This is a genomic window from Bacillus sp. EU63 (genome assembly GCF_038592915.1).
Lineage (GTDB): Bacteria > Bacillota > Bacilli > Bacillales > Bacillaceae > Bacillus > Bacillus velezensis.
Genome location: NZ_CP151944.1, coordinates 3,283,981 through 3,298,100 on the forward strand (window position 1 = coordinate 3,283,981; position 14,120 = coordinate 3,298,100).

At 49.9% G+C, this 14,120-nt stretch carries 9 protein-coding genes; 1 reads left to right on the forward strand and 8 read right to left on the reverse strand.

The genetic code is table 11. The features are described 5' to 3' along the window. Positions 1-319 precede the first annotated feature (319 nt). From cysI to NYE38_RS16480, 4 genes are all read right to left on the reverse strand, one after another. On the reverse strand, positions 320-2,035 hold the full coding sequence (gene cysI / locus NYE38_RS16465) for an assimilatory sulfite reductase (NADPH) hemoprotein subunit (RefSeq protein WP_017418922.1): 1,716 nt from the start codon (positions 2,033-2,035) through the stop codon (positions 320-322). Positions 2,036-2,062: 27 nt separating this feature from the next. Beyond that, a complete protein-coding gene (locus tag NYE38_RS16470) occupies positions 2,063-3,871 on the reverse strand; it encodes an assimilatory sulfite reductase (NADPH) flavoprotein subunit (RefSeq protein WP_326116887.1) in 1,809 nt (602 codons plus the stop codon). Between the two features lie 174 nt (positions 3,872-4,045). Further along, a complete protein-coding gene (gene helD, locus NYE38_RS16475; protein ID WP_025649284.1) occupies positions 4,046-6,361 on the reverse strand; it encodes an RNA polymerase recycling motor HelD in 2,316 nt (771 codons plus the stop codon). Positions 6,362-6,532: 171 nt separating this feature from the next. Next, positions 6,533-7,141 carry a trimeric intracellular cation channel family protein gene (locus tag NYE38_RS16480; protein ID WP_007410017.1) on the reverse strand — a complete coding sequence of 203 codons (609 nt, stop codon included), beginning with the start codon at positions 7,139-7,141 and terminating at the stop codon, positions 6,533-6,535. Positions 7,142-7,363: 222 nt separating this feature from the next. Here NYE38_RS16480 and NYE38_RS16485 point away from each other — a divergent pair, with 222 nt between their 5' ends. Then, complete coding sequence (locus NYE38_RS16485) at positions 7,364-8,164, forward strand: zinc-dependent metalloprotease (RefSeq protein ID WP_007613764.1); 801 nt, start codon at positions 7,364-7,366, stop codon at positions 8,162-8,164. A gap of 33 nt (positions 8,165-8,197) precedes the next feature. On the opposite strand, the gene NYE38_RS16490 is transcribed toward NYE38_RS16485, so the two are convergent. The 4 genes from NYE38_RS16490 to NYE38_RS16505 form a co-directional block, all read right to left on the reverse strand. Continuing rightward, a complete protein-coding gene (locus NYE38_RS16490; RefSeq protein ID WP_025649285.1) occupies positions 8,198-8,617 on the reverse strand; it encodes a disulfide oxidoreductase in 420 nt (139 codons plus the stop codon). Beyond that, positions 8,607-9,278 (reverse strand): DsbA family protein, encoded by a 672-nt coding sequence (locus NYE38_RS16495; protein ID WP_012118444.1) that lies wholly within the window; start codon positions 9,276-9,278, stop codon positions 8,607-8,609. Before NYE38_RS16495 ends, NYE38_RS16490 begins: the two co-directional genes overlap by 11 nt. Before the next feature lie 117 nt (positions 9,279-9,395). Further along, positions 9,396-11,507, reverse strand: coding sequence for a heavy metal translocating P-type ATPase (locus NYE38_RS16500; RefSeq protein ID WP_025649286.1), 2,112 nt, complete (start codon positions 11,505-11,507; stop codon positions 9,396-9,398). Between the two features lie 149 nt (positions 11,508-11,656). After that, positions 11,657-14,086 carry a heavy metal translocating P-type ATPase gene (locus NYE38_RS16505; RefSeq protein WP_017418917.1) on the reverse strand — a complete coding sequence of 810 codons (2,430 nt, stop codon included), beginning with the start codon at positions 14,084-14,086 and terminating at the stop codon, positions 11,657-11,659. Positions 14,087-14,120: the final 34 nt, after the last annotated feature.

Below are 14,120 nucleotides of genomic sequence, written 5' to 3' on the forward strand. Positions count from 1 at the left end.
CTGCATCATATCATTATTGCCTGTTCTCTGCCTTTGCCAAAGGCCGGAGCCGATGATCGGGCAGATTCAATATATTTTCCGCACGCAACCATTCTTCTTTTATTTTACCCGTTTTTATTTAAAATTTCTCATAACGTGCTCACGGCGAACTTTTTTTGCCTTCAGCTACATTTTTTCCGGAAAAAGAAAAAGCCTGTTTTCTCTGAAAACAGGCTTTTTCGCAAGCTGCGTCATCTGTTTCATGACGCGGTGCAGCGTTTATGCTGCTTAGTAAAGGATAGAGAACGCACCGTCAGTGTGTCTCTATCCTTAGCTCATCTTATTCGTGAAAATTCGTGCCGTCTGTCGTCGCTTTAATGATGCCCGCGCGGATGACGAAATCGCCGAAGTGTTCGCCTTCCTCACGCTCTTTCGCGTAGCGCGGGAGAATGGTGCGAAGCTCACTCAGAATTTCCTCTTCACCGATATTTTCCCGGTACATTTTGCTCAAACGGCTGCCGTCAAACGCCGCTCCTAAATACATATTATATTTTCCGGGCGCCTTTCCGATAAATCCGATTTCGCCGAGCGCATGGCGGGCGCAGCCATTCGGGCACCCGGTCATACGGATGGTGATTTCTTCATCCCGCAGCCCGTTTTCGTCAACAATGTCTTCAATCTTATCAATCAATTTCGGCAGATACCGCTCGGCTTCGGCCATGGCGAGCCCGCATGTCGGAAGCGCGACGCAAGCCATTGAACTGCGGCGGAGGGCGGAATGCTGCCGGCCGTCTGTCAGACCGTATTGTTCGATTAATGCGCTGATTTGTTTCTTTTTCTGGCTCGAGACATTGCCGATAATCAGGTTTTGATTAGAAGTGAGACGGAAATCTCCCGTATGGACTTTGGCGATTTCACGCAATCCCGTCATCAGCTTGTAATTCTCATAGTCCGTGACGCGGCCGCCTTCGATAAACATTGTAAAGTGCCATTTCCCTTTTACACCCTTCACCCATCCGTAACGGTCGCCGTTATGGTCAAAATGATAAGGTTTCGCTTCATCCAGCTGCCAGCCGAGGCGGTTTTCCAGCTCGGCTTTTACGTTTTCCAGCCCGAGACGGTCAACGGTGTACTTGAATCTGGCATTCTTTCTGACGGAACGGTTTCCGTAATCGCGCTGAATCGTAATGGTTTTTTCCGCTACATCATACAGCTGCTCCGGTTTGCAGAAGCCGATGACTTTTGAAAGCTGCGGATAAGTGGCCGTATCGCCGTGCGTCATTCCCATACCGCCGCCGATTGCCACGTTGAATCCGATAAGACGGCCTTCCTCCACGATGGCAATGAAGCCGAGATCTTGAGAAAAGACATCGATATCATTGGACGGAGGCACGGCGATTCCGATTTTGAATTTCCGCGGCAGGTACAGCGGCCCGTACATCGGTTCCGTTTCCGTGTCAGGAGTGCCCGCCACACGTTCCTCATCAAGCCAGATTTCATGATAGGCTCTCGTGCGCGGAAGAAGGTCATCGCTCAATTTCTTCGACCATTCGTATACTTCCGCATGAATTTCAGACTGGTGCGGATTTGAAGCGCACATGACGTTTCGGTTGACATCTCCGCAGGCCGCAATGGTATCAAGCAGCGCCGCATTGATTTTCTGAATCGTTTTTTTCATGTTCCATTTTAAAATTCCGTGCATTTGGAACGTTTCACGCGTTGTCAGCTTCAATGTATTGTTTCCGTATTTTTGCGCCAGTTCATCCATGACAAGCCATTGTTCCGGAGTTGAAACGCCGCCTGGCATCCGAACGCGCAGCATGAACTGATAAGCCGGTTCAAGCTTTTGTTTTTGACGTTCATTACGGAGATCGCGGTCATCCTGCAAGTAGCTTCCGTGATGCTTCATCAGCCGGTTGTCTTCGTCCGGGATGCCGGCTGAAATCCGGTCGAGCATGACTTCTTTCAATGTGCCGCGCAAATAATCGCTTTTTTCTTTAATTTCCTCAACATCACTTGGAGGGCCTTCCGGCGCTTTTAAAATGTTGTTCACCATGCTGAATAAGCTCCTTTCAAACCAAAATCAATATACGTCACGCTGATAGCGTTTTTTCTGCTGCATGTCTGCCAGGAAGCTTTCCGCTTTTTCACGGCTCATGCCGCCTTCTTCCTGAATGATATCGAGAAGCGCCTGGTGCACGTCATGCGCCATATGCTGTTCATCACCGCAGATGTATACGGCGGCTCCCTGCTGCAGCCATTCATACAGCTCTTTGCTTTGTTCTTTCATGCGGTGCTGCACATATACCTTTTCCTCCGAATCCCGAGAAAAAGCGACGTCCATTTTTGTGAGAACACCGTTTTGCAGCCATTTTTGCCATTCCGTCTGGTACAGAAAATCAGTGACAAAGTGCTGATCCCCGAAAAACAGCCATGTTTTCCCCTCAGCTCCGGTTTCTTCACGCTCCTGCATAAAGGAACGGAACGGCGCGATGCCTGTCCCCGGCCCGACCATAATGACCAGTGTATCCGGATTTTCCGGCAGCTTGAAGTTTTGGTTGTGCTGAATGTAAATCGGAAGCGTATCTCCCGGCTGAAGTCTTTCCGCACACAGAATGCTGCAGACGCCTTTTCGTTCTCTGCCGTGCGCGTCATATCTGACCGCTCCGATTGTCAGATGCACCTCTTCCGGATTCGCTTCTAAACTGCTTGCGATCGAATAGAGCCGGGCCGGCATTTTACGCAGGATGGAAAGAAAGTCTTCCGCGGAAGCTTCCCACGGACCGAAATCCCGGACGAGATCAAGCAGATCACGGCCGTTGATGTATGCTTTCAACTGCTCTTCGTTTCCTTCGGCCAGAAGTTCACTCAGCTTTTGATCAGCCGTAAACTGTGCGGCCTTTTGCAGGAACGGTTTTGTTAAGACGGTTATTTCAAAATGAGAAGTAAGCGCATCTTTCAGCGGGAGGCGCTCTCCTTGTTTATTCACCGCCACTTCCTGTTTCGGGTCCCATTTCAGCTCATTGATCAGCTCATCCACGAGCGCCGGATCATTTTCCGGATAGATGCCGAGGCTGTCTCCGGGCTGATACGCGAGGCCCGATCCTTCAAGCGAAAGCTCGAGATGGCGTGTTTCTTTATTCGAACCGCGTCCGTTCAGATTGATGTTCTCAAGAACCTCCGCCCGAAACGGATTCGTTCTGGAATAAACGGATTCACCGAGAGCCGGCGTCTCGGCAGGCGCTTCGGCTGTTTGATTTCCCGCTCCTTCATTCAAACCGCCGATGACCGCGTCAAGCCATTCCGAAAACGGCTCATCATAATCAAGATCGCAATCAACCCGCGGCGCAAGCTGGGTGCCGCCGAGCTCTTGAAGACGCTCGTCAAACTCTTTCCCGGTCTGGCAGAAAAATTCATACGAGCTGTCCCCGAGCGCCAAAACGGAATAACGGAGCGCTTCAAGCTTCGGCGCGCGTCTGCCGTGAAGAAATTCATGAAAGGCCAGCGCGTTATCCGGCGGATCGCCTTCTCCGTGCGTGCTCACCACGATCAGTAAATTGTTTACTTTTTTCAGATTATTCGGCTTAAAATCGTTCATCGACGCGACGGTGACCTGGAATCCCCGTTCCTCAAGCGTCTTTACCGTCTGTTTCGCAAGACCTTCCGCATTTCCCGTTTGCGATCCGTATAATACGGTCACTTCTCTTGAGACTGCCGGGCTTTCTGCTGGAGCCGGGGCAGCGGGTGCGGCTGTTTCACCGGATTCGGACCGGGCCGCAGCCAAATAACCGCTCAGCCAGATTTTCTGTGATTCTGTCAAGGTCGGCAGAAGGCGGTTAAGGAGCTCTGCCTGCTCCTGATTAAACGGACTGTTCATGACCTGAAGTTGCAACGATATCCACCTCACAAGGAATTAAACGTAACGTACGTTATTTCTATAGGAATTGTCAAAATAATATTCTAATTGAAACTTTACCGAAAGTTTGTATGTAAGTAAAATATATAATCATGATGACAATGATTAAGATTACTAATGATAAAAAGCCCTTTGCACTTGGCAAAGGGCTTACACGAATAAGCCGGCGGGCACTTCTTTTATAAAAGGAGAGGGTTCTCCCGGAGACAATACGGTCAGATGATGCATCGCCCGCGTACAGGCCGTATATAACAACTTACGGTCATGTTCGCTTTTGTACTGGGCAGCAGAGGCGTCAGCGGCAATGACGGCGTCAAACTCAATGCCTTTTGCCAAATACACGGGAATGACGCATACCCCTTTTTGAAAAGGCTGGTTTTCTTTATTGATCAAGCGGACACCGCTCCCGTCGCTGACCGCCTGAAACACTTTTTTGGCTTCCGCGGCCGTTTTGCAGATGACGGCGACCGTCTCCCAGCCTTTTTGTCTGAGCTCCCGGATTGTATCCGCCAATTGTTCCCGCCGCGCATTTTCTGTATCCGTCCGCAAAACACGAGGTTTTTCCCCGTTCCGGTTAAAAGGCTCAATATCATCGCCGTCAGCCAGCAGCGCTTTCGTAAATTCAACAATCTGCCGCGTCGATCTGTAAGTCCGCTTCAGGCTGACATACTTTTCTGCACCATTGCGAAAGCAGCCGGCGAGGGAAGAAGGGCCCGTAATGGTGTGGGCATAAATCGACTGGCTGACATCACCGAGCACCGTCATCTTTGCCGCTGGGAAGATGCTTTGAATATACGTGAGCTGAAATGGGGAATAATCCTGCGCTTCATCAATGAAGACGTGCTTCATTTGTGTGTTTTTTCTTTTTCCTTCTAACAGATCCTGCAAATACAGATACGGAGCGGCATCTTCATACGGAAGTGACCGTTCTGCAAATGCGTTTCTGGTCAAAGCGCCGATGCTCTCCCAATGATCGGGCTTTTCATCAGCTCCCCAGTCTGAAAACAGCCGGAGATACATCCGTTTTATATCGAGAAAGCCGAGCCGTCTGACGGCCTGCTTAATCGGTTTAAAGGCTTTGCCGACAATAATGGCGCCAAGCAGCCGCTGTTCGCGCTGATGGTCGTCAAATACAGGTTCATCATCTGCCGCCTGCTTCTTGAGTGTTTGATAAACCTCAGCATAGTCTTCCTTATCAAGCAGCTCGCTCTCCTGCAAGACCCATTCCTTCTTACGCTCCTTTTTTTCGAGAGCGCTGATTTCCGCGAGAAGCCATTCCGCCGTCAGTTCAGCTCTGTTCGGAATCGGCAGCTGCTGATCAAGTGAATAAAAATAGTCTTCAATCCGCTCTTTTGAAATCAGGATGTCTCCCCGGAAGCTGATCTGTTTACACATCAGGCCCGAGCCGGAAAGCGAGCCGGCATAGCGGTCAATCATGGCCTGGAAAGCTGATGACGCTTTGTAAGCAATGGCTGCGAGCCTTACGGAAAGTGCGTCCTGGTTTTGTTCAGTCAGGCAATATTCAAGCTGCTCGTACGGGCTTTCACAATCAAACTTTCGTCCAAGCCGGCGGATGATATATTCTTGAAAGGTGGCCTGCTCCATATTCTCTTCTCCCAATTCCGGCAATACGGCGGACACATAACTGTTGAACAAAATGTTCGGGGAAAACAATACAATCTGACGGGCATCAAGCACCCCGCGCCCGCGGTACAGCAAGTAAGCGGCCCGCTGAAGCGCCGCGGATGTTTTCCCGCTTCCGGCGGCTCCCTGAACAATGAGATATTTGCTTTTTTCATCCCGGATGATTTCGTTCTGTTCTTTTTGGATGGTTGACACGATGTTTTTCATATGCTGTCCGGAATGGCCGCTCAGCACCTCTTGCAGCATTTCGTCACCAATCGTCATATCCGTGTTAAACATCGCTTTAAGCGTCCCGTTTTTAATGATAAACTGCCGCTTCAGTGTGATGTCTCCCTCTATCGTTTCTTCCGGAACTTCATAGCGGGCTTTTCCCGGGGAATATTGATAGTAAAGAGATGAGATGGGCGCGCGCCAATCGTAAATGAGAAATTGCTCGTTGTTTTCATCCATCAAAGAAGTCAGCCCGATATAAATCCGCTCGGAAGAGGACTCCCCTTTTTCCGTAAAATCGACACGGCCGAAGTAAGGAGAGGTTTTCAGCTTTTGGATTTTTTGAAGCTGCCGATATTGAAGCCGATGAGTCCGTTCACGTTCAGAAAGCATTTCCGCCTGCTGTTTAATGCTTGAAAATGTCTCAGCCGCTTCGTGGGCATCATCCATATTCACGGTGACATCATCCCAAAACGTTTTTCTCAAGCCCACAATATCCTGCTTCAATCCGCCCGATGAGGCTTCAAGATGAGTTTGTTTCTGTTCCAGTTCCTTCATGACAAAATTGATTCTTTCCTGCTCTTCTTTCCACTCTTTATCACGTTTTGCCATCAGCGGCACCTCCGACATCAAGCTGACAAATCCGGCTTTCATCATACAAACATATATGCAACATATTATTCAGCATTATGGTCAAATACCCTTTTTCTTATCATATCGGGCGTCTTTTTTTATCAGAAGCCGTTATGAAAAAAACCGATTTCGTTTGTGAAATCGGTTTTTTTACTGATCTATATGATAGGAACGATTCGGCAGGCGCCACCTGAACACATAACTGCAGATGCGGCATGCCACAAGCACAAGAAACAGCACATACAAACCGGCGGCATCCCCGGCCCAGCCGAGGCCCACGATTAACCCTCCGAGCGCGGCCCAGACCGCGTAAATTTCCGCTTTCAGCACAAGCGGCTTTCGTCCGGCAAGAAGATCCCGTATGATGCCGCCCCCGCTGCCGGTCAGGACCGCTGCCGCAATCACCGCACTGAGCGGATGGCCCATTTTCACGGCATATAAAGCGCCTTGGATGGCAAACGCCGAAAGCCCGATGGCATCGGATAGGTTGCCCCATTTACTCCAATGCCTTAACAGCAGCTTCGGAAACAAAAAGACAATCGTAACTGATGCGAGAGCGATTTGAAAAAACGCGCCTTGCTCCCACAAGGCGGAGACCGGAACACCGATCAGCAGATTTCGGATCGCTCCTCCGCCGAACGCCGTTACAATCCCCAAAATATACACGCCTAAAATATCATACTCCTCTTCCATCGCAACAATCGCTCCGCTGACCGCAAACGCAATGATGCCGATTACACTAAGCAGCTCCCAGGCCATTCCATATGCTCCTTTTTATTTGTTAAATTTTCTGACGACCATTAGATTTTATAATCGCTTTCTCTTAAAATCAACCTTATTTTTGAAAGATTCTGATTCCTAATCCGGGACAACCTCACCCGCAACGGCTGAGAGCGAGAGTATTTTCCTATTTTATACTTTAATGGAAGGTTTATTAGAAGTTTCATTGAATACTTTCTCTAACAAAAAGGGGGTTATGAGATGAAAATCAGTTCACTTGTTTTTCCTGTTTTATTGGCCGCCGGATTAATTCCCGGCCTGCCGTCAGCCGAAAGCCATACACATTCGCACACTCATGCGGAGCCGGCGAAAACGGTGTATACGGACCCGCTTCCGAAAGCCGATCATTTTAAAGACCTGAAGGGCCCGGTCCAAGTTGAACAGACGGTTGACACAAAAATTCTGGATGAAAACGGCAAGCAGGTCGGCACGAAACGATTTAATGCCAATGTCAGTCAGGATAAAGCCTCAACTAAAGCCGGTACGGGCAGCCAGAAGGTCAGAGTGCTGGCGGTGGCGGACGCTGAATACCGCGCCAAATACAGCGACTGGCAAACGCGAATCGTCCAGATCGTGGAGCAGGCGGATGTCGCTTTTAACCGTGATCACAACATTGATTTCGTCGTACAGGCCGTGCAGGCTTGGAATTCCTCCGGCTCAAACAGTTCTCAGATTTTATCGAATCTCCAAGGCAGCTTCAGAAATCAAAATTATCATTTTGTCGTCGGTTTTACCGCAAAATCAAGTTTTGACGCCGGCGGTATCGCGTATGTATATAACGGCAAACCGAGCGGCCCGGCTTTCAGCGTGAACCTTGATCAAGGAACGGCCAACACGGCGAAAGCGGCACAGCACGAGTTTTCCCATAACTTCGGACTTCAGCATGACGCCCAAGGCAGCGGCATCCGCTGCGTCATGAATTATGATTATGCCTATTCCGTGGATATTTGGGACAGCTCCCATAACAGACAGATTGCGACAAATAAAGCTTGGTACAAATAATAGAAAAAGAGCCGCTCCCATGGAGCAGGCTCTTTATTTTGCCGTGCGTTCCGTTTTGACAAAACACATGCAGATAATAATGAGAATAAATGCCGTCAATGCCAAGAAAGGAATGGTAATGAAACCGAACCAGTTAATATATTCAGATGAGCAAGGCACGCCGTAGACACACGGCTTGATGCCGCTGAAACCGGGCACCTTCTGCTCAAGGTAATGCATGGTCGATATAAATGCGCCGATGACGGCCATCGGCAGCACATATTTTTTCACGCGCGTGTCACCCTGGAAGGTGGCGATTCCTAAAATCAGGACAAGCGGGTACATGAGAATTCTTTGATACCAGCACAGCTCGCACGGTATGAATTTTCTGATCTCGCTGAAATAAAGGCTGACGAGCATGGCAGCAAGAGCTATCACCCAAGAAGCATATAAAAACACGAATCTATTTTTCATTTTTCAGCTCTTTCTTAATCGTTTTTGAAATCTCATCATATTTAGAGAAGTCATTAATCACCTTGTCATTTACATAAATCGTCGGTGTCGCCGTAATGTTTAATTTATCATTCAGGTCAGTGTCAGCTTTCAGCTCTTTTGCAAAGGTTTCTTTATCAAGGTTTTCCTTCAGCTTGTCAGGATCAACCTTTTTCGCGGTGCTTTTGACCGTTTTTTCAAGCAATGCAGGCGTGACCCATTCCTGTTCGCTTGACGGCTGCTGTTCAAACAGCTTTTCATGGAAAGCCCAGAATGATGCCGGGTCTTCTTTCCACACCTCTTCTGAAGCAAGAGCCGCCAGACGCGAGCCGCTTCCGTGGTACATGACGTTCACAAATGAAAATTTCACGTCGCCTTTATCGATAAAATCTTTTTTGATTTTCGGAAAGATATCGCTGTTAAATACTTTGCATGACGGACATTTGTAATCTCCGAATTCAACTACCGTAACAGGCGCGCTGTCTTTGCCGAGCACGGGCTGTCCTTTAATGGAAGGCTGTTCGGCGACTGTTTCGCCCGCTTTTTCCGTTTGGTTGTTAATAATTACGATGGCCGCAAATAAAACGACAACGATTAACGTCAGTATCACCGCAAATTTCGCAGACGATTGTTTCTTTTTCACTCAGACACCTCATTGTTTTTAAAATAAAAAAGAAGCGGATGCCGGATGGCCCGCTTCTCTATTTTACCAAGACAACCTTGTTTAAGAAAACCCTGAAAAACGAATTATCTTTGACAATTATTCCGCTTTCACTCTCATGACGCGCATCGCGTTGGCAACAGCGATCAGCGTGACGCCTACATCTGAAAAGACCGCTTCCCACATGGTGGCAAATCCGAATGCGCCAAGCAGGAGAAAAATGATTTTTACGCCTAAAGCAAATCCGATGTTCTGCCAGACGATCCGGCGTGTGCGGCGTGCAATCCGGATGGCTTCGGCTGCTTTTGACGGCTGGTCTGTCATCAGGACGACATCGGCCGCTTCGACGGCGGCATCAGAGCCGAGAGCCCCCATGGCAGCTCCGATGTCAGCTCTGGCAAGCACAGGCGTATCATTAATCCCGTCGCCGACAAACATCAGTTTTTCATTCGGTGCAAGCGCCGCTTCAAGTTCTTCGACGCGGTCTACCTTGTCACCCGGCAAAAGCTCTGTGTACACGTCATCAATACCGAGCTCTCGGCCGACAGCTTCTCCGGTCTGCTTTGAGTCACCCGTCAGCATCACTGTCCGCTTCACGCCGAGCGCTTTTAAATTGGCAATGGCCTGTTTGGCGTCCTCTTTGATTTCGTCGGCGATCACGATCGCCCCCGCATACCGCTGATCAACGGCGACATAGACGACGGTTCCGTTGTTTTCAGCTGTGCCGGAAGCGATTTGTTCTTTTGCCATCAGTTTTTGATTTCCGGCCAAAATCGTTGATCCGCCGGTTTTCACCCGAATGCCGTGTCCGGGTATTTCTTCATATTCTTCAATCTCGTCTGCCGCGAGCGGTTGATTGTAAGCTTCACGGATAGAAGAAGCAATCGGATGATTGGAATGGACTTCCGCAAGCGCGGCCGCTTGAAGCAGGCTGTCTTTCGTAAATCCCGCCGCCGGTTTGATATCAGTAACGGCGAAATTGCCTTTCGTTAAGGTTCCCGTTTTATCAAACACGGCGTATTCCACCTGATTGAGCGCTTCTAAATAGTTGCTGCCTTTCACGAGCACCCCTGCTTTAGACGCAGCCCCGATACCGCCGAAAAACCCGAGCGGAATGGAGACGACGAGTGCGCACGGACAAGAAATCACAAGGAAAATCAGCGCGCGGTACACCCAGTCGGATAGCGCCGCTGAAGGCACGAGAAGCGGCGGTAAAAAGGCGAGAAGCACCGCAACAATGACAACGGCCGGTGTATAATACTTGGCAAACTTCGTAATAAAGTTTTCCGTTTTCGCTTTACGTCCGGCCGCATTTTCGACCAGATCCAATATTTTTGACACGGCAGAGTCTTCATATCCTTTAGAGGTTTCAATATGAAGCACGCCGTTCTGATTCATAAATCCGGCCATCACATCTTGCCCCGGCTCCGCTTTTCTCGGCACGGATTCGCCCGTTAAAGCGGATGTATCAACCATCGAAGAACCGCTCAGCACCTTTCCGTCCAGCGGAATCCGTTCTCCGGGATTCACGACGATGACCTGTCCGACTTTGACGTCCTGCGGCGGAACGGCAGCCATGCCGTTTTCCGTTTTCACATTGGCGTACTCAGGACGGATGTCCAATAACGCGCTGATCGATTTTCTGGATCGGCTGACGGCCGCTCCCTGAAACAATTCACCGATTTGGTAGAACAGCATGACCGCGACGCCTTCCGGATACTGATGAATCACAAATGCGCCGATCGTGGCAAGCGCCATCAGAAAATGCTCATCAAATACCTGGCCGCGGACAATGTTTTTTCCCGCTCTGGCTACGATATCGCCGCCGATGATCAAATATGAAGCAAAAAAGAGCAGAAACTCAAGGACGGCGCCCGTGTGCGCGAAGTAAGCGATGACGGCCAAAACGGCTCCCGCTGCCAGCCTCACTAACATCAGGTGCAGCTTTTTGCGGTATTCATCCTCGCCGGGTTTATCTTCATGTTTCGCACGGACGGTCACATGAGGATCAATGGACTTTACTTTTTTCGCGACTTCGTCTTTCATCCATTGCTCGTTTTTGCCGCCGGCTGAGACCGTGATGGTGCTTGCCGCAAAATTGACAGCACAGCCGTCTATGCCGTCAATGGCTTTTACGCCGTTTTCTATTTTTTTTGCACAGTTGCTGCAATCAAGTCCGTCTAAAACAAATTCACCTTTGGCTGCTTTCATTTTCGACTCACCCTACTTTCCGTAATAGGATTCCCATAACATCAATACAGCTAAACGAATTTATATATATGAACATATACTCATATATGTGTTTTCTCTATTATATGCAGGCTTTGAATAAAGTGTCAATAAAAAAGACAAAACAGGCATCAGCCCATTTTGTCTTTTTTCACCTTCTGTAAACGCAAAGCATTAAGCACGACCGATACTGAGCTGAACGCCATGGCAGCGCCTGCCACCCACGGGGCCAGAAAGCCGGATGCCGCAATCGGAATGCCGATGCTGTTGTATCCCAATGCCCAGCCTAAATTCTGCTTGATGTTTCTCATGGTCAGCCTGCTCATGCCGATGGCGTCGGCAATGCCGTTCAGGTCACCGCGGATCAGCGTAATATCCGCCGCTTCCATTGCGATATCTGTGCCGGTGCCGATGGCCATTCCGATATCGGCCACAGCCAGCGCCGGAGCATCATTGATGCCGTCACCGACCATCGCCACGCGCCGGCCTTCTTTTTGCAGCCGGGAAATTTCCGCCGCCTTTTGTTCGGGAAGCACTTCGGCGATCACGCTGCCGATGCCCGCGGCTTTTGCAATGGCTTCTGCGGTCTTTTTGTTGTCACCGGTCATCATGATGACGTCAAGCCCCATATCATTCAGGCGTTTCACCGCGGCCGGAGATGTTTCTTTGATTGTATCGGCGACTGCGATAAGCCCCGCCGCTTTGCCGTCTGCCGCAATAAGCATCACCGTTTTTCCTTCCGCCTCCAAGCGGGCCATTTGCGGAAGCAGCGCCTCATGTTCAATGTGTTCTGATTCCATCAGCCGTCTTGATCCGGCTAGAATCGTTCTGCCGTCAGCCTCTGCATAGATTCCGGAACCGATCCGGGCTTGGAACCGGGTGATTTTCGGGATGGCAATCCCCCGTTTTTCGGCTCCTGACACGATGGCTTCTCCAAGCGGGTGCTCTGATCCCGTTTCGGCGGCCGCCGCCAGCCGCAGGAGTTCCTCTTCGTTCATTCCCGCTGCCGGCACGGCGTCTGTCAGAACCGGTCTGCCGTTTGTCACCGTTCCTGTTTTATCCAGTACGATTGTCGTCAGACGCTGTGTTTTTTCTAAATGCTCTCCGCCTTTAAAAAGAATGCCGAATTCAGCTGCGCGGCCCGAGCCCGCCATAATGCTCGTCGGTGTGGCGAGCCCAAGTGCGCACGGACAGGCAATGACAAGCACGGCGATGAATTTGCCGATCGCTTCAGAAAACTGTCCCGGCGCGGCCCATACATACCAAATGAGAAAAGTCAGCACGGCCAGCCCCAGCACAATCGGGACGAAAATGCCTGAAATGTGATCCGCGAGCCGCTGAATGGGGGCTTTTGATCCTTGGGCTTCTTCCACGATTTTAATAATGTGTGCAAGCGCGGTATCTTTCCCGACATTCACCGCTCTGATTTTGAGAAAGCCGTTTGCATTGATCGTCGCACCGGTGACACTGCTTTCGGGAGACTTATCGACAGGCATGCTCTCTCCCGTAATCATCGATTCATCAATTGCGGAATGGCCTTCAATCACTTCGCCATCGACAGGGACGCGTTCTCCCGGTTTCACGTATACGATGTCCCCCGTCCGGACCTCATCAATCGGAATCACCTGTACTTTGCCGTCCCGCTCAACCGCCGCCGTCTTCGCCTGAAGCTTCATTAACTTTTTAATCGCTTCTGATGAGCGGCCTTTCGCTTTCATCTCTAAAAGCTTTCCAAGCAAAATCAAAGTCAGCAAAATGGCGCTCGTTTCATAATAAAGCCCCTCAACATGTCCGTCTCGTCCGAGAGACGCAATCGTCATGTACAGGCTGTATGCGTAAGCGGCCGTCGTTCCGAGCGCAACGAGAACATCCATATTGGCGCTTTTGTTTCTCAGCGCCTTGTACGCCCCCATATAAAAAGGCCAACCGATGACGAGCTGCACCGGGGTGGCAAGCGCGAATTGCAGCCACGGATTCATCAGAATATCCGGCATCCAGATAAAAGAAGTAAAAGAAAAATGGCTGACCATCGACCATAGAAGCGGAAAGGAGAGAACGGCAGAAAATATCAGCCTGATCAGCTGTTTTCGCTGCTCTTTCTCCTTTTGGGATAATCCGCCGTCTCCATCAACCGCTTTCTTCTCGTCTAATCTGTAGCCGAGTTTTGCCACGGTCTCTTTCAGCTCTTTCGGTGTCACCTCTTTCGGATTGTATTCAACGGTGACTGTTTCCAGTGCGAAATTCACCGGTGCGCTGTCAACTCCCCCTATTTTGTTCAGGCGCTTTTCAATCCGGTTGGCGCAAGCGGCGCATGTCATGCCTTCAATCTGAAACTCGGCTTTTTCCGTCACGACGTGATAGCCGAGTTTTTCAATTTTTTCTTTTATGGCGCTTGCTTCGATTTTGTCAGGGTGATAGGAAATGTTTGAAGTCTCAAGCGCAAGATTGACGGAAGCGTCATTGACGCCGTCCATCCGTTTCAGCCCTTTTTCAATTCTTGAAGCGCAGGCGGCGCATGTCATGCCCCCCACTTGAATGGTCATTTCTTTCGGTTCACTCAATGTCCTCATCTCTCTTCATAAACCCCAGGGGGGT

Bases quoted from the DNA above. Each gene is read 5' to 3' on its own strand.
- NYE38_RS16490 (WP_025649285.1), bottom strand. From the start codon at position 8,617: ATGAAAAATAGATTCGTGTTTTTATATGCTTCTTGGGTGATAGCTCTT.
- NYE38_RS16485 (WP_007613764.1), top strand. From the start codon at position 7,364: ATGAAAATCAGTTCACTTGTTTTTCCTGTTTTATTGGCCGCCGGATTA.
- NYE38_RS16480 (WP_007410017.1), bottom strand. From the start codon at position 7,141: ATGGCCTGGGAGCTGCTTAGTGTAATCGGCATCATTGCGTTTGCGGTC.
- cysI (WP_017418922.1), bottom strand. From the start codon at position 2,035: ATGGTGAACAACATTTTAAAAGCGCCGGAAGGCCCTCCAAGTGATGTT.
- NYE38_RS16500 (WP_025649286.1), bottom strand. From the start codon at position 11,507: ATGAAAGCAGCCAAAGGTGAATTTGTTTTAGACGGACTTGATTGCAGC.
- helD (WP_025649284.1), bottom strand. From the start codon at position 6,361: ATGGCAAAACGTGATAAAGAGTGGAAAGAAGAGCAGGAAAGAATCAAT.